The sequence below is a fragment of the Pelovirga terrestris genome (genome assembly GCF_014773365.1).
Lineage (GTDB): Bacteria > Desulfobacterota > Desulfuromonadia > Desulfuromonadales > Geopsychrobacteraceae > Pelovirga > Pelovirga terrestris.
Genome location: NZ_JACWUN010000015.1, coordinates 23,695 through 40,000 on the forward strand (window position 1 = coordinate 23,695; position 16,306 = coordinate 40,000).

Genomic DNA, 16,306 nt, shown 5'->3' on the forward strand with positions numbered 1-16,306 from the left:
GTGTTGATCTGATATGCGCATACTTGGAATAGATCCGGGGAGCAAAACCACCGGCTACGGCTTTATTGAACAACGCGGCAACCATCTATGCCACCTTGATAACGGGGCCATTTTTACCGACAGCAAGACCGAACTGGCGCTGCGATTACACCGCATCTACAGCGAAATCTGTCGCCTGATCGCCGTCCATCGCCCTGATGCTGTTGCGGTTGAGCAGGTCTTCATGGCGCGCAATCCAGCATCGGCACTCAAGCTTGGTCATGCCCGTGGCATCGCCCTTTTGGCCGGAGTCAATGCCGGCTTACCGGTCTTTGAATATTCGGCCCTGCAGGTAAAATCGGCGGTCGTCGGCTATGGGCGGGCCGGCAAAAACCAGGTTCAGCAGATGACCCGGGTCCTTTTGAACCTGCCTGAAATCGCCCAGGAAGATGCTGCGGATGCTCTGGCGGTGGCTATTTGCCATGCCCACAGCCATCACCTGAACAAAAAGATGCAACCAGACCAGCACAATCTACTGCGGAGACCTTCCTGATGATTGCCCTGCTTAGCGGCCAACTGGCTCATCGCGCACCCGATCATATCATTATAGATGTTGGCGGAGTCGGCTATCAACTGCATATTCCCTTGTCGACCTTTTATCGTCTTCCTGAAACCGGGCCGGTGCGTTTGCAGGTTTATACCAACGTCAGGGAGGATGCCATTGTCCTGTTCGGATTCCTTACCACGGCAGAAAAAGATCTATTTACCCTGTTAATTTCTGTCTCCGGAGTCGGTCCCAAACTTGGCATTACTATCCTCTCCCACATCGCTCCGGCGGAATTGGCCCTGGCCCTAAGCCAGGGAGATGTCACTCGCCTGATCGCCATCCCCGGAATCGGCAAAAAAAGTGCTGAACGCCTGGTCCTGGAATTACAGGATAAAGCCGGCGCTTATGCCCTTTCGGCAGCGATCAGTGTGCCATCTGCAGATGCCAACACCAGCGATTCTCACCATCAGGATGCCCTCTCGGCGCTGGTCAACCTGGGGTATAAAGAATCTCTGGCTCGACAGGCCCTGAAAAACCTCAAATCAGCACCGGGAACACCATTGGAGCAGATCCTTAAAGCGGCGCTGCAGATCCTGCTGAAATAGTGGCAATTGATGGAGAGCCCATGGATGATCGCCTGATTAACCCCGCCGGCCAGCCCGCAGAGGAGCAACTTGACCTGTCACTGCGCCCTCGTTCCCTTAAAGATTATGTCGGTCAGGCTAAAGCACGGAGCAACCTTCAGGTCTTCATCGACGCTGCACGTAATCGCTGCGAAGCCCTTGATCATGTGCTTTTTTATGGCCCACCGGGGCTTGGCAAAACCACCCTGGCCAATATTATTGCCCATGAAATGGGGGTTAACATCAAGAGTACCTCGGGGCCGGTTATCGAAAAAACCGGCGACCTGGCAGCGATACTGACCAATCTGGAAGAAGGTGACGTCCTGTTCATTGACGAAATTCACCGCCTCTCCCCCGTCGTTGAAGAGATCCTCTACCCGGCGATGGAAGACTACCAGCTTGACATTCTCATCGGTCAGGGGCCTTCTGCGCGCACGATTAAACTCGACATCCCGCGGTTTACCCTGGTCGGCGCCACAACCCGCGCCGGACTGCTGTCTTCTCCCCTGCGTGACCGTTTCGGGGTTATTTGCCGACTGGAATTTTATTCAACCGACGAGTTGACAACCATCGTTAAACGCAGTGCCGGCATCCTGAATATCCCGGTTGACGAAAAGGGGGCCTGGGAGATTGCCCGACGTAGCCGTGGTACCCCGCGCATCGTCAATCGTTTGTTGCGGCGGGTACGGGATTTTGCTGAAATTGTAGGTGACGGTATCATCAGCCAGGCCTTGGCCGATCGCTCCCTCGGCCGCCTGGAGGTTGATCAGCAAGGGCTTGATCACATGGATCGACTGTTGCTGCTCACCGTGATCGACAAGTTTGGTGGCGGCCCCGTTGGCCTCGACACCCTGGCGGCGGCCATCGGTGAGGAGCGCGATACGATCGAAGACGTGATTGAACCCTATCTGATTCAAAAGGGTTTTTTAAACCGAACGCCGCGTGGACGCGTGGCCACGGAAAGCTGCCTGCAGCATTTCCATCGGGAAAAACCACGCCCTGCCATTGACTCCCTGTTCAAGGACTGATTATCTGTTCATGAGCCCACATCTCGAACAGTTTGCCCACCAGCTTAAGAGTTGGGCACAAGACATCATTGACCACGGACGCACGCCTTTTCGCCGCGTCGACTGTCTGCCCTCTATTGTTACGGAAGGTGGCGTTACCAGACCACCGCTGATATTCTGGATCAATCGCCAAAGCATGATGGCCGGCGGGATAGTCCTGTTGCCGAAAAAAAATCTGGCGGAGGAACTGCAACGAGGAAGACATTGTGCTGAAGCCCTGGGACTGAGTCACTTTGTCACCTGGGAAATCGAACAGGTGCGTTTATGGCGAACCAGCAACGGCGAAATCAGTGAAGAAAAATGTTTCCCCTTGCCGGGAACGGATCACCCCGATTTTTTTCAGCACCTGCTGCGCGACCTGATCGACGCATTGAAAATTCCAGCGGTTACCGGTGCCATCCCCCAGGATCAACGTTCACATCACTATTTTCACAACCTGTTTAATATTGCCGAAGAGCTTGCCTTACCCGCCCTGACCGACGCCTTTCGCAGCCAGCGGGCCGAGGAGCTCGAAGGGATGGCCTTCGATGTCGATCAGCGCGCGCTGGAGGCCAACCGTCTGTTCCTGCTGCAACTGCTCACCGCCTTACGGTTCAGCCTGCTACCTGACAGCCTGCTACCTGAAGACCTTGGTGAGGTGGTCATCACAGCGCTGGCACGCGCCCCCGAACCTTTTAATACCAGTCTGGCCTACCGCTGGGAGGGAGCACCCCTGTCCCTGCCCAACGAAACAGCCATCTGCTACCATCATCTACTGTTGCGCCTGCAGCAGTTGCGCTGGACGACACCACCCCAGCGCATGCAAAAAAGCCTGCGCAATCTTCTTGATTCCTGGTATCCGGTGAGGGGAAACGGTCCGATGGAAAATGCCGACATGCTCCTGTATCCCCGCACACCGGCCACCAACCCCAACTTAACAGCGATCCTTTCTGACTCGCCCTTGCTGTTGGCCGGCACTGCTGTTACGCGGGAACTTGCCGGATTGCCCCAGCCGGCATACTACTATGACTCACTGCTGTCACTCACCCCGGAGACCCTTTGTCGGGGCAGCGTCTCGGCCTGGCTGCTGAGTTCGATCCCCATTTCCCGCAACGAAAGAGCCCAGTTTGGTGCCCGACTGCGCACCTCGTGGCCACATCGCAACTTCAAGATTCTAACCGATCAGCCACGTTGGAAATGGCAGATGATTCACCTTCTTGGTATTTGTCAGCCACACCAACGCCTGCAGATTGAATGCCCTGTCGCCCTGGTCGAGATCGCTAGTGATGATCCCCTGTGGGCCCTGTTATGTGAATATTTTCATCTGCGTGAAATCGTCAAGAGCCGGCACAGTTTGTCTTTATCGCTATCTCGCTCCCCGCTGAATACGGAACCAACACGGATTAAAGCAGTCGCTGATCAGGCTGAGGTGTCCCTGGTTTTTACTGAACCGGAGCATTTTCGCCGGCAATTAATCAGTGTCCTGCAGTTGTCTGAGCCTCAAGCAGACAGAGATAGGCCGGTAGACAGAATAACTCATCAGGCATCAAAAAACGTCAGACAGCAGATCATAGAGCAATTACAAACCCACGGCATTCCAAACTTTCCGGATCAGTACCTGTATTTTCTTGACCATCCCGACATGCTACACTATGACATCACGTTGCCCCTAAAAGTGACCTCCAGACTCCTTGGTCAATTTGATATGATCGATGGGAACGGCCAACCCTTAAGCGGTTACGGGGAAGAACTGGAGCAGGCGTTGCTGCTCTGCTCCCAGCTGGGCAAAACGTCTTTCGATCTGCCCGGCGATCGCCAACAGCTTGTGCAGATCCTGCAACACTATCGCAAGGATCTCGACAGCCTGCATCAATTGTTGAGCGATTTGAGCTACAGACAGATGGAAAAGCCGCAAGCGGCGCGAAACCTGGTCCGTAATGTCTGGAAAAAGCTTGCATTGCCCGATCCGGAATGGTTTAAAAATTAACAGCGATCTATAGATTACTCAACCTGAGCAGGGTCAATACCAAAAGAAGATAACAACCATGAACATTTTACTCCACATCTGCTGTGCTAACTGCGCCATTTATCCTGTTACCATGCTGCGTCAGCAAGAACATGAGGTTACGGGATTTTTTTACAATCACAATATTCACCCCTATCAGGAATTTCGGAAGCGTCTTGATACCACGCGCGAGTACGCCGGCCAGGTCGAGCTGCCGCTGTTGGTTAATGACAACTACCATCTCGATGAGTTTCTCGCCCAGGTCGCCTCGAAGCCCGAAGAGCGCTGCAAATATTGCTATCAGTCGCGCTTGCGCCTGGCAGCCGAGCAGGCTCACAAGATCGGGGCTGAAGCCTTTACCACAACCTTGCTCTACTCACGTTACCAGCAGCATGATGCCATCGTTGAGTATGGCCGACAGCTGGCAACAGAATTCCGGTTAACCTTTTTCTACGAGGATTATCGGCGGGGCTGGAACGAAGGAATCAGGATTTCCAAGCAGATGGGCCTCTATCGCCAGCAATACTGTGGTTGCATTTATTCGGAACGGGATCGCTACGCCGGATGATATACCCCTGTTCCAGGTTGAAGCATCCTGCCCAACTGCTATAATCAGACACAACTACGGAGCAGTTCCAACTGTCGCAAGGAGATTAATATGATTGAAATCATCGAAAAAACCTTACTTACCGGTCTTGGCGCCCTGTCCATGTCACAAAAAAAAGCAGAAGAGCTGGTGGGTGAGCTCAAGGAACGGCTTAACCTGAGTGAAGAAGAGGGAAAAAAGCTCCTGGACAAACTACAACAAACCGCCAAGGAGAATCAGAGCAAGCTGGAGTCAGTGGCACAGGATGAGGTTAAAAAGGCCCTAGAACGGATGGGCGTTGTCACAGAAGAAGAACTTAACAGCCTGAAAAAAAAGGTGGACGCCCTGGAGAAAAGACTCAAAGCGCTTGAGCAATAGGCTGCCGACAGGACAGAAAACGTTGCCTTTTAATCGATTCAACCGCAATGTCCGGTCGCTGAAGCGCTACCGCCAGGTTCTATCTGTGCTGTTCAAGTATGGCTTCGGCCACATTATCGAACAGCTCAATATCGACTACTATATCCAGCTCGGCAAACGCGCAGTTACCTTTGGAGCAACCTCACGGGATCTGCAACGACTTCCCCATGGGGCGCGTTTTCGCCTCGCCCTCGAAGAGTTGGGGCCAACCTTCATCAAGCTCGGACAGCTCCTGTCTACCCGCCCTGATCTGGTTCCCGAAGATATCATTAACGAGCTAAAAAAACTCCAGGATCATCTTCCGCCGGTGCCGCTTGAGGAAGTCCAGGCGCAAATCCATTCCGAGCTTGGCTATCCGGCGGAAGACCTCTTTGCCCTGTTTGAGATGATGCCCCTGGCAACCGCAAGCATGGCCCAGGTTCACCGGGCAACGCTGAAAGATGGCACGGAAGTGGTCTGCAAGGTTCGGCGACCAGGGATCGAGGCAGTAATCATGACTGACCTGGACATCATGATGGGGCTGGCCTATCTGGCCAACAAGCATCTGCCGGGTGCTGACATGTACGATCCGGTGGGGCTCGTCAAGGAGTTCCGTCGTTCCATTCAGCGTGAACTCGATTTTTCCCGAGAAGGACGAACGATTGATCGCTTTCGAAAAAACTTTGAGGATGACGAAACGATACGGATCCCTACCGTCTACTGGGACTATACCGGTCATACCGTCCTGACAATGGAATATGTCTCCGGGATCAAGATCTCCAACTTTGATGAATTAACCCGGGGCGGGCACGATCTTAAACTGATTGCCCGGCGCGGAGCGAACAGTTTCCTTAAGCAGGTTTTTCAATTCGGTCTGTTTCATGCCGATCCTCATCCCGGCAATCTGCATATTCTGGAAGATGATGTCATCTGTATCTTCGACTTCGGCATGGTTGGACGGTTGGACGATGAACTTAAAATTCACCTCACCGAACTGCTCCTGGCCATATTGCACCGTGACGCCGACCAGATTATCACGCAGTTATTATATTCGGGGGATCTCAACGATGAATCAAGCCGGAAAAACCTGCGTCATGACCTGGCTGAATTCATCGATGACTATTACGACACCCTGTTACAGGACATTAAGGTCGGCAAACTGCTGTTCGATTTTATCCAGATTCTTTCGCACTATCAGATCAAGTTTCCACCCAATCTCATGCTGCTGTCACGTTCGCTGATTGCCATGGAGGGAATTGGCAGACAGCTCGATCCGCACTTCAACATGGTTGAGCAACTACGGCCTTTTGCCGAAGAGATCGTCAAAAAACGCTACTCGCCCGGCAATATGACTAAGGATATTGCCGGTACAATCCGCGAATATCACGCCCTGGGTAAAAGTCTGCCAAAAGACATCAAGGAATTCATCAATCGCATCAATCGTAATCAATTCAAAATAGATCTGGAGCACCGGGGTCTGGAGCGGCTGGTTACTGATCTGGAAAAATCAACCAACCGGATATCCTTCAGCATGGTGATTGCCGCGTTGATTATCGGTTCATCCGTCGTTATGCAGATCGATAAAGGTCCAAGCCTGATGGGATTCCCGGTTATTGGTTTATTTGGTTATTCGGTTGCCGGCTTTCTCGGTTTCGGACTGGCCATCGCTATCTTAAGATCGGGCCGACTGTGATCGCCGGTCTTGATCGGTTGACTGTGGCATAATCACCACAGCAAATCCCTGATTTCATCCCGGCCCTGCCACACTTTAAAAAAACCGCACATCAGACTCTAATAATTTCAGCATGTTGAATCACTATAAAAGTGGCACAACTCTTGCTTTATGTTAGGGCCAGGTTAAATGGTGTACCTATACAGCAGATCGGAAACCAAATGATTTTTCAACGCACCCTCGCCAAAAACGTCAACATCTCCGGAATCGGTTTGCATAGCGGTGCGCGCATTAATATGCGCCTGCGCCCGGCAACGGCCAATACCGGTATTATTTTCCATCGCACTGATGGTGACACACATGTCAGTATCAAAGCCTGTTCAAAAAATGTTGTTGATACCCGCATGGCGACCGTTATCGGGCACAATGGGGTCACGGTATCGACCATCGAACATCTGATGGCCGCACTTGCCGCTTTTTCTATCGACAATCTCCATATCGACATCGATGGTCCGGAAGTACCGGTATTGGATGGCAGTGCTGCCCATTTTGTACGTGAATTTCAACAGGTGGGATTTACCACTCTGGGCGAACCACGGAAATTTATTGCGATTCGTAAACCACTGGAAATTATTGAAGGGGAAAAACGGATCAGCCTCATCCCCTCACGTTTTTTCAGAATCACTTTTGATATCGCCTTTGATCACCCGGCTATTTCGGTACAGAATCACAGTTTCAAATTTGACACCGAAACTTTTTGTAAAGAGATTGCCTCATCCCGCACCTTTGGTTTTCTTCATGAGGTAGAATACCTCAAAGCTAACGGTCTGGCCCGTGGCGGTTCTCTTGAAAATGCGGTGGTGGTTGACGCCAATGGGGTAATGAATCCGGAAGGGTTACGCTACCATAACGAGTTTGTCCGTCATAAAATCCTTGACGCTATGGGCGATTTCAGTCTGCTGGGGTCACCGCTCCTTGGCCATATCCGTGCATTTAAGGCCGGCCATGATCTTAACGCTAAAATGGTCAGGCTGATTGAGAATCATCCGGACCATTGGGTTTATGTCGATTTTACTGAAGAGGCCCTGCGCGAAGCCCAGCGCGTTTTTTCAGGTGCCCGCGCTAACGAACTGGTGTTCAACAAAGCATAAACCACTCACCAAAGGCAAATCGCCAAAAGAGCGGCCCGCATCCGGCCGCTCTTTTTTTATCCGGCTAAAACGGCCTATCATGCTTGTGTTGTCCGCACGCATTCTCTAAAATCAGCAAGCGCAGCGATAATGATTCAATGAGGCAGGCTTGCATGACAACTCCCGACCCACATTCTGACGAAACACCTAAACCCCGTCGCAAAAGTCGTGACTGGGTTGCAATCCTTTTAGCGCTCGTACTGCTCCTGCTTATCCCCCAACTTGAAGTGCATCTGGTCGATCTGACATCACAGCTACCGATCAGCAACAGCATCATTGCCCTGGCTGTGATCAATCTAAATATCCTGCTGATCCTGCTGTTTTTATTTCTGATCTTTCGCAACCTGTTCAAGCTGCTGCTGGAGCGCCGCCGCGGAGTTCCCGGCGCCAAACTGCGCAGTAAACTGGTCGGCGCTTTTATTGCGCTCTCGCTGATTCCAACCCTGTTACTCTTTTTTGTATCTGCCGGTTTCATTCGCAACAGTATTGATAACTGGTTCAGCACCCAGGTCGAGATGGCCCTGGATGAATCCCTGGAAGTTGCGCAAACCTACTACCGCAATTCAGAAGCCAACGCCCTTTATTACGCTGATCAGTTGAGTCAACGAATCCGCCGCGAGCGTCTGCTCAATGAGGAGAACCTGCCGCAATTGCGTGAACTGATCAAGGAGAAACAGGAAGAATACAATCTTGGTATTGTTGAGGTATTTTCGGCCACTCACGAAGAACTGGTGCGAGTCGCCAACCCGAAGCTGCCGATTTTCGACATCACCCCGGCGACCTCAGACCCGGTACGGGAAGGTCTGCAGGGTATCCGTTTTTCCCAGATCACGACGGTTGGGCAGGCCGACCTGATCCGTGGTATTGTGCCGGTACAATCAAACTGGGATCCGAAAGATATCGTCGGGGTCGTGGTGGTAAATTACTATGTTCCCTACTCCCTCATCGTCAAAATGAAGGAGATTGCCAGTTCGGTTGAACAGTATAAAACCACCCGATCGATCAAGGGGCAGATTCAACAGAGCTATGTCATTGTTTTGCTGCTGATCGCCCTGATCATCATGTTCCTGGCCACCTGGTTCGGATTTCACCTGGCCCGCGGTATTACCGTGCCGATTCAGGAGCTGGTCAGTGCGACAACCAGGGTGGCATCGGGCGATCTTGACATCCAGCTGGAAACCACCAGTACTGACGAAATTGGCGCCCTGGTTCAGGCCTTTAACAAAATGACTGGTGATTTACGCTATGGTCGCCAGGAAATCAACGCCGCCAACCTGGAGCTTAAGCGCTCCAACCTTGAACTTGACCGTCGCCGGAACTATATGGAGATTGTTCTGGCGAACGTCACTGCCGGGGTTATTTCCATTGATCGCCATGGCTGTTTGACCACGGTGAATAAATCGGCGGAAAATCTGCTGCACATGAAAGCAGACAAGGTCCTTGGCAGGGATTTTCGAGAAGTCATTCCCACTATGTATATGCCACAGATCATGACCCTTCTCAAAGATCTCTTCTATTCAGAAAAAGGCACGGTACGTCAACACATGACCATTCCCATTGGTGATGAAAAATACACCCTGATGATCAACCTGACCACGCTACGGGACAATGACAATAATTTCATGGGAACTGTTGTTGTTTTTGATGACCTGACGCAATTATACAAGGCCCAACGCATGGCAGCCTGGCGCGAAGTGGCGCGCCGCATTGCCCACGAAATTAAAAACCCGTTGACCCCTATCCAGCTCTCAGCGCAGCGTCTGCGCCGCCGTTATCTTGATCGTTTTAATGCCGAGGACGATGTTTTTGACGAGTGTACCAGCATGATCAGCAAGCAGGTGGATGAGTTGAAGAATCTTGTCAATGAGTTTTCCAACTTTGCCCGCATGCCGGCCACCAATCCCACCCTGAACAACCTGAATGATATTATCCTGGAATGTCTGACCCTCTATCGCCAGGCTCATAAAGATATCAGATTTGACACGCTCCTTGACGGCAATCTGCCCAACAGTAAATTTGACCGTGAGCAAATCAAGCGTGTGCTGATCAATCTGCTGGAAAATGCTGTCAGCGCAACCCCTTCCAGCGGGTCCATTACGCTGGGCACCAGCTATAACCAGGAAATCAACTTAATTACCCTGACGGTATCTGACACCGGCTGTGGCATCCCGGCACTGAACAAGCCACGCCTGTTTGAGCCATACTTTTCTACTAAAAAAACCGGTACAGGTCTCGGTCTTGCTATTGTTTCTACCATTGTTGCCGACCACAACGGCTATATCCGGGTGAAAGATAATGAGCCACAGGGCACCCAGTTTATTATTGAATTACCGGCAGATGATAACGTCTGATCACTGCCTGACAGGAAGAACCACTGATGAAACATATTCTTATCGTTGATGATGAAGAAAGTATCCGTCAAAGCCTGGAAGGCATCCTGAAGGATGAAGGCTTTAAAACCACCTTTGCCGCCAATGGTGAACAATGTCTGCAGATAATAAATGTCGAAGATCCCGATCTGATTCTGCTTGATATCTGGATGCCCGGCATTGACGGTCTGGAAACCTTAAAAAGAATCAAACAAACCAGACCCCACCAACTGGTGGTCATGATGAGCGGACACGGAACAATTGAAACCGCTATCAAGGCAACGCGTCTTGGTGCCTTCGATTTTATCGAAAAACCACTGTCATTGGAAAAAGTCCTGCTCTCTATTGAAAACGCCCTGAAAATCGGCCAGCTGGTCGCCGAGAATAACGCCCTGAAAGAAAAATTGGCGCGTGACTATCAGATGATCGGTGAAAGCCAGGCAATAAAAAAACTTAAAGAACAAATCAAGGTTGCTGCGCCCAGTTCCGGCTGGGTATTGATTACCGGAGAAAATGGTACCGGTAAGGAGCTGGTAGCACGTGCCATTCATCAGCAATCAGGCCGGAGTGACAAGCCTTTTGTCGAAGTGAATTGTGCGGCGATCCCCGAAGAGCTGATTGAATCCGAACTGTTTGGCCATGAAAAGGGCTCCTTTACCGGAGCCACAGCGGCGCGACGTGGAAAGTTCGATCAGGCCAACGGCGGCACCCTGTTTCTTGACGAAATCGGCGATATGAGCCTGAAAACCCAGGCTAAAATTTTGCGGATCCTGCAGGAACACAAGTTTGAGCGGGTAGGTGGTAACCGTACTATCGAAGTTGATGTACGCGTGATTGCGGCGACCAACAAGGTGCTGACGGAGGAGATAAAAAACGGCAACTTCCGTGAAGACCTTTATTTCCGCCTTAATGTTTTGCCTTTTGTAGTACCGTCCCTGCGCCACCGGAAAGAAGATATTCCCCTGCTGTGTAACCATTTTTTACATTTTTTCTGCAGTAAAGAGAGCCGGGAAAACAAAACGATCAGCGCAGAGGCACAGCAATGCATGCAGGCTTACGATTGGCCTGGAAACGTCAGAGAGCTCAAAAACCTGATTGAACGCCTGGTGATTATGACCCCGGGAACAGAAATAAAACCCTCTGATCTGCCTCAGGACATCAGCAATATTGCAACTACCGGTCATCTTTCCGTAACGCTGGTAGAAGACTTGCCGGATTCGTATAAAGAGGCAAAGGAAATTTTTGAAGAACAGTTTCTGATTGAAAAGTTAAAGAAGAACAGCTGGAATATATCGCGCACCGCCGAGGAAATCGGTCTGGAACGTTCCAATCTACACAGAAAGATCAAATACTATCAGATCAATCCCGACTGAGTATCCAGACAAAAACCAGTTAAAAGTCAAAAAAAAAGCCCTCCATAAACAGGAGGGCTTTTTGCTATTAATTTCGGCGGCGACCTACTTTCCCACATCGTTTCCAATGCAGTATCATCGGCGCGGTAGGACTTAACTTCTGTGTTCGGGATGGGAACAGGTGTGACCCCTACGCTATAGCCACCGAAAACCGTAAAACTGGGTTTTCGAATCGCTTATGACTGATCTGATGGCGAAGAACGTTCGTAACATTTTACGTTAAGGGGGTCAGGGGAGGCGAACCTCCCCTTTCCCTATAAAAAACTAGTTATGGTCAAGCCTCACGGTCAATTAGTACCGGTCAGCTGAACACATTGCTGTGCGTACACACCCGGCCTATCAACGTTGTCGTCTCCAACGGACCTTCAGGGGGGACTAACCCCAGGGAGATCTCGTCTTGAGGTTGGCTTCCCGCTTAGATGCTTTCAGCGGTTATCCTTTCCGAACGTAGCTACCCTGCCATGCCACTGGCGTGACAACAGGAACACTAGTGGTTCGTCCATTCCGGTCCTCTCGTACTAGGAACAGATCCTCTCAAATCTCCTACGCCCACGGCAGATAGGGACCAAACTGTCTCACGACGTTTTAAACCCAGCTCGCGTACCACTTTAATTGGCGAACAGCCAAACCCTTGGGACCGACTTCAGCCCCAGGATGTGATGAGCCGACATCGAGGTGCCAAACCTCCCCGTCGATGTGAACTCTTGGGGGAGATAAGCCTGTTATCCCCGGAGTACCTTTTATCCGTTGAGCGATGGCCCTTCCATACAGAACCACCGGATCACTAAGACCTGCTTTCGCACCTGCTCGACCTGTATGTCTCGCAGTCAAGCTCCCTTATGCCTTTGCACTCTACGGCTGGTTTCCAATCAGCCTGAGGGAACCTTCGCGCGCCTCCGTTACACTTTGGGAGGCGACCGCCCCAGTCAAACTACCCACCAGGCAGTGTCCCCGACCCGGATCACGGGCCTAGGTTAGATATCCAGAAGAACAAGGGTGGTATTTCAAGGGCGACTCCACCGACACTAGCGTGCCAGCTTCAAAGTCTCCCACCTATCCTACACATGCTGTCCCGAATATCACTGCCAAGCTATAGTAAAGGTTCACGGGGTCTTTCCGTCTTGCCGCGGGTAGACGGCATCTTCACCGCCAATTCAATTTCGCTGAGTCCCTGGTTGAGACAGTGCGGAAGTCGTTACGCCATTCGTGCAGGTCGGAACTTACCCGACAAGGAATTTCGCTACCTTAGGACCGTTATAGTTACGGCCGCCGTTTACCGGGGCTTCGGTTCAATGCTTCGCTTGCGCTAACACATCCCCTTAACCTTCCGGCACCGGGCAGGCGTCACACCCTATACGTCCTCTTACGAGTTTGCAGAGTGCTGTGTTTTTAGTAAACAGTCGCTACCGCCATTTCTCTGCGACCCCCTTCGGCTCGGGGAGCAAGTCCCTTCACCTAACGGAGGCACACCTTCTCCCGAAGTTACGGTGTCATTTTGCCGAGTTCCTTAACCAGAGTTATCTCAATCACCTTAGCATATTCTGCTCGCCCACCTGAGTCGGTTTTCGGTACGGTCTCTAATAACCTGAAGCTTAGAGGCTTTTCTTGGAAGCATGGGATCAACCACTTTGTGAGCTTAAAGCTCTCGTCATCGCGCCTTAGCGTTTTAAATAGGAAAGCGGATTTGCCTGCCTTCCCCGCCTACACGCTTAAACCGGGACGTCCAACACCCGGATGGCCTACCCTTCTCCGTCACCCCATCGCAGTTACCAGAGGTACAGGAATATTAACCTGTTTCCCATCGACTACGGCTTTCGCCCTCGCCTTAGGGGCCGACTAACCCTTCGCAGATTACCTTTACAAAGGAAACCTTGGGCTTACGGTGTGCGGGTTTCTCACCCGCATTTTCGCTACTCATGTCAGCATAAGCTCTTGTAGTTCCTCCAGCGCTCCTTACGGTACACCTTCAGCGGTTGCTACAATGCTCCCCTACCACTTAATCTCTAGGATTAAATCCGCAGCTTCGGTACTGTGCTTGAGCCCCGTTACATTTTCGGCGCAGGCTCACTCGACCAGTGAGCTATTACGCTTTCTTTAAAGGATGGCTGCTTCTAAGCCAACCTCCTGGTTGTTTATGCATTCCCACAACCTTTCCCACTTAGCACAGATTTAGGGACCTTAGCTGGCGATCTGGGTTGTTTCCCTTTCGACGACGGACCTTATCACCCGCCGTCTGACTCCCGTATAGACGTTCCCGGTATTCGGAGTTTGATTAGGTTTGGTACCCTGGTGAGGGCCCTAGCCCATTCAGTGCTCTACCTCCGGGACGATTCGTACGAGGCTATACCTAAATATATTTCGGGGAGAACCAGCTATCTCCGAGTTTGATTAGCCTTTCACTCCTATCCACAGGTCATCCCCTCAGTTTTCAACCTAAGTGGGTTCGGGCCTCCACGACGTGTTACCGACGCTTCACCCTGCCCATGGATAGATCACTCGGTTTCGGGTCTACTCCCAGCAACTAAAACGCCCTATTCAGACTCGCTTTCGCTACGGCTCCACCTAACGGCTTAACCTCGCTGCTGAGCGTAACTCGCTGACTCATTATGCAAAAGGCACGCGGTCACCCTGTCCGAAGACATAGGGCTCCCACTGCTTGTAGGCATACGGTTTCAGGGTCTATTTCACTCTGCTCATCGCAGTTCTTTTCACCTTTCCCTCACGGTACTATGCACTATCGGTCATCGGGGAGTATTTAGCCTTGGAAGATGGTCCTCCCAGCTTCCCACAAGATTTCTCGTGTCTCGTGGTACTCGGGGACACCCTAGGGTGGATCAAGGTTTCGCATACGGGGCTATCACCCTCTACGACGGCACTTTCCAGAGCCTTCTGCTACCCATCACCAATCCCATGTCGGGGCCCCACAACCCCAAAGCAACCGTAGTCGCTCTGGTTTGGGCTAATCCGCGTTCGCTCGCCGCTACTGACGGAATCTCAATTGATTTCTTCTCCTGCAGGTACTTAGATGTTTCAGTTCCCTGCGTTCGCCTCATTCACCTATGTATTCAGTGAATGATGACAGGGTATCATCCCTGCCGGGTTTCCCCATTCGGATATCTCCGGATCAAAGCCTGTTTAGCGGCTCCCCGAAGCTTTTCGCAGCTTACCACGTCCTTCATCGCCTCCCGATACCAAGGCATCCACCGTACGCCCTTATTAGCTTGACCATATCTAGTCTCTTACTAATAATTTGTTACGTCTTGCCTTTACGTTATCGCTCGCCCTGCTGCTTTCTCATCACAAAAAAACAACAGTCTTTTCTAAATCTATCAGTCATATGCAATTGTCAAAGAACAAATAAATCAATTAACGAATTTCTGGTGGAGGTGAACGGGATCGAACCGATGACCTCCTGCTTGCAAGGCAGGCGCTCTCCCAACTGAGCTACACCCCCATCTTAAATCTCAAATTTCAAATCTCAAATCTGAAATATCAGACTTCTGATTTTGGTGGGCCAGGGAGGACTTGAACCTCCGACCTCACGATTATCAGTCGTGTGCTCTAGCCAGCTGAGCTACTAGCCCACATCCACACATAAATTCGTATTTATTTGCTGTCAAAGAACACAAAACCTCTCAATGAGAGGCCAGGTCTTTCAAAACTAAATAGCAGACTAAAGAACTTGTAAGAATTAAGCTCTGTCCTTTGCATTGCTGCAAAGGCAGGCTCCTTAGAAAGGAGGTGATCCATCCGCACCTTCCGGTACGGATACCTTGTTACGACTTCACCCCAGTTACCGGCCATACCATAAACGGCTGCTCCCCTTGCGGGTTAGCCCACCGGTTTCCGGTACAACAGACTCCCGTGGTGTGACGGGCGGTGTGTACAAGGCCCGGGAACGTATTCACCGTGGCATGCTGATCCACGATTACTAGCGATTCCAACTTCATGGAGTCGAGTTGCAGACTCCAATCCGAACTGAGACCGGCTTTATGGGATTAGCTCCACCTCGCGGTCTTGCTGCCCTTTGTACCGGCCATTGTAGCACGTGTGTAGCCCTGGATATAAGGGCCATGAGGACTTGACGTCATCCCCACCTTCCTCCGGTTTAACACCGGCAGTCTCCCTAGAGTGCCCAACTAAATGATGGCAACTAAGGATAAGGGTTGCGCTCGTTGCGGGACTTAACCCAACATCTCACGACACGAGCTGACGACAGCCATGCAGCACCTGTCACCGATCCAGCCAAACTGACCACTATGTTTCCATAACGTACGATCGGGATGTCAAACCCAGGTAAGGTTCTTCGCGTTGCGTCGAATTAAACCACATGCTCCACCGCTTGTGCGGGCCCCCGTCAATTCCTTTGAGTTTTAGCCTTGCGGCCGTACTCCCCAGGCGGGGTACTTAATGCGTTAGCTGCGGCACTGCAGGAGTGGTTACCCGCAACACCTAGTACCCATCGTTTACGGCGTGGACTA

At 51.4% G+C, this 16,306-nt stretch carries 10 protein-coding genes, 2 tRNA genes and 3 rRNA genes (1 of these 15 cut by a window edge); 10 read left to right on the forward strand and 5 right to left on the reverse strand.

The features are described from left to right. Positions 1-13: 13 nt before the first annotated feature. The 10 genes from ruvC to ICT70_RS12225 all read left to right on the forward strand — a co-directional run bounded on the left by ruvC (position 14) and on the right by ICT70_RS12225 (position 11,786). Positions 14-532, forward strand: a complete 519-nt coding sequence (gene ruvC / locus ICT70_RS12180) for a crossover junction endodeoxyribonuclease RuvC (RefSeq protein WP_191157044.1) — start codon at positions 14-16, stop codon at positions 530-532. Then, on the forward strand, positions 532-1,131 hold the full coding sequence (gene ruvA / locus ICT70_RS12185) for a Holliday junction branch migration protein RuvA (protein WP_191157046.1): 600 nt from the start codon (positions 532-534) through the stop codon (positions 1,129-1,131). Before ruvC ends, ruvA begins: the two co-directional genes overlap by 1 nt. Before the next feature lie 20 nt (positions 1,132-1,151). Further along, entirely contained in the window at positions 1,152-2,177 is a 1,026-nt protein-coding gene (gene ruvB / locus ICT70_RS12190) for a Holliday junction branch migration DNA helicase RuvB (protein ID WP_191157048.1), read from the forward strand. A gap of 10 nt (positions 2,178-2,187) precedes the next feature. Continuing rightward, on the forward strand, positions 2,188-4,182 hold the full coding sequence (locus ICT70_RS12195) for a hypothetical protein (protein ID WP_191157050.1): 1,995 nt from the start codon (positions 2,188-2,190) through the stop codon (positions 4,180-4,182). Positions 4,183-4,240: 58 nt separating this feature from the next. Further along, entirely contained in the window at positions 4,241-4,768 is a 528-nt protein-coding gene (locus tag ICT70_RS12200) for an epoxyqueuosine reductase QueH (protein WP_191157052.1), read from the forward strand. A 90-nt stretch (positions 4,769-4,858) separates the two neighbouring features. Next, positions 4,859-5,164: a phasin family protein gene (locus ICT70_RS12205; RefSeq protein WP_191157054.1), complete on the forward strand. Its 306-nt coding sequence runs from the start codon at positions 4,859-4,861 to the stop codon at positions 5,162-5,164. Positions 5,165-5,186: 22 nt separating this feature from the next. After that, complete coding sequence (locus tag ICT70_RS12210) at positions 5,187-6,875, forward strand: ABC1 kinase family protein (protein WP_191157056.1); 1,689 nt, start codon at positions 5,187-5,189, stop codon at positions 6,873-6,875. 200 nt (positions 6,876-7,075) lie between these two features. Next, positions 7,076-8,005 carry a UDP-3-O-acyl-N-acetylglucosamine deacetylase gene (gene lpxC / locus ICT70_RS12215; RefSeq protein WP_191157059.1) on the forward strand — a complete coding sequence of 310 codons (930 nt, stop codon included), beginning with the start codon at positions 7,076-7,078 and terminating at the stop codon, positions 8,003-8,005. Between the two features lie 152 nt (positions 8,006-8,157). Further along, positions 8,158-10,395 (forward strand): sensor histidine kinase, encoded by a 2,238-nt coding sequence (locus tag ICT70_RS12220; RefSeq protein WP_191157061.1) that lies wholly within the window; start codon positions 8,158-8,160, stop codon positions 10,393-10,395. A 26-nt stretch (positions 10,396-10,421) separates the two neighbouring features. Next, positions 10,422-11,786 (forward strand): sigma-54-dependent transcriptional regulator, encoded by a 1,365-nt coding sequence (locus ICT70_RS12225; RefSeq protein WP_337906858.1) that lies wholly within the window; start codon positions 10,422-10,424, stop codon positions 11,784-11,786. Positions 11,787-11,857: 71 nt separating this feature from the next. On the opposite strand, the gene rrf is transcribed toward ICT70_RS12225, so the two are convergent. The 5 genes from rrf to ICT70_RS12250 form a co-directional block, all read right to left on the reverse strand. Next, a 5S ribosomal RNA gene (rrf, locus tag ICT70_RS12230) occupies positions 11,858-11,974 on the reverse strand. 121 nt (positions 11,975-12,095) lie between these two features. Continuing rightward, positions 12,096-15,052, reverse strand: a 23S ribosomal RNA gene (locus ICT70_RS12235). Positions 15,053-15,203: 151 nt separating this feature from the next. Then, positions 15,204-15,279: transfer RNA gene (locus tag ICT70_RS12240), tRNA-Ala, on the reverse strand. A gap of 53 nt (positions 15,280-15,332) precedes the next feature. After that, positions 15,333-15,409 (reverse strand) — tRNA-Ile (locus ICT70_RS12245). 150 nt (positions 15,410-15,559) lie between these two features. Further along, positions 15,560-16,306, reverse strand: a 16S ribosomal RNA gene (locus tag ICT70_RS12250) (it continues 787 nt past the right edge of the window). The 16S, 23S and 5S rRNA genes sit together here with 2 tRNA genes alongside, the layout of an rRNA operon.

What these genes read in the sequence shown, in the direction of transcription:
- ruvC (WP_191157044.1), top strand. Translation starts at nt 14, where the DNA reads ATGCGCATACTTGGAATAGATCCGGGGAGCAAAACCACCGGCTACGGC.
- ruvA (WP_191157046.1), top strand. Translation starts at nt 532, where the DNA reads ATGATTGCCCTGCTTAGCGGCCAACTGGCTCATCGCGCACCCGATCAT.
- ICT70_RS12200 (WP_191157052.1), top strand. Translation starts at nt 4,241, where the DNA reads ATGAACATTTTACTCCACATCTGCTGTGCTAACTGCGCCATTTATCCT.
- ruvB (WP_191157048.1), top strand. Translation starts at nt 1,152, where the DNA reads ATGGATGATCGCCTGATTAACCCCGCCGGCCAGCCCGCAGAGGAGCAA.
- lpxC (WP_191157059.1), top strand. Translation starts at nt 7,076, where the DNA reads ATGATTTTTCAACGCACCCTCGCCAAAAACGTCAACATCTCCGGAATC.
- ICT70_RS12205 (WP_191157054.1), top strand. Translation starts at nt 4,859, where the DNA reads ATGATTGAAATCATCGAAAAAACCTTACTTACCGGTCTTGGCGCCCTG.
- ICT70_RS12225 (WP_337906858.1), top strand. Translation starts at nt 10,422, where the DNA reads ATGAAACATATTCTTATCGTTGATGATGAAGAAAGTATCCGTCAAAGC.
- ICT70_RS12195 (WP_191157050.1), top strand. Translation starts at nt 2,188, where the DNA reads ATGAGCCCACATCTCGAACAGTTTGCCCACCAGCTTAAGAGTTGGGCA.
- ICT70_RS12220 (WP_191157061.1), top strand. Translation starts at nt 8,158, where the DNA reads ATGACAACTCCCGACCCACATTCTGACGAAACACCTAAACCCCGTCGC.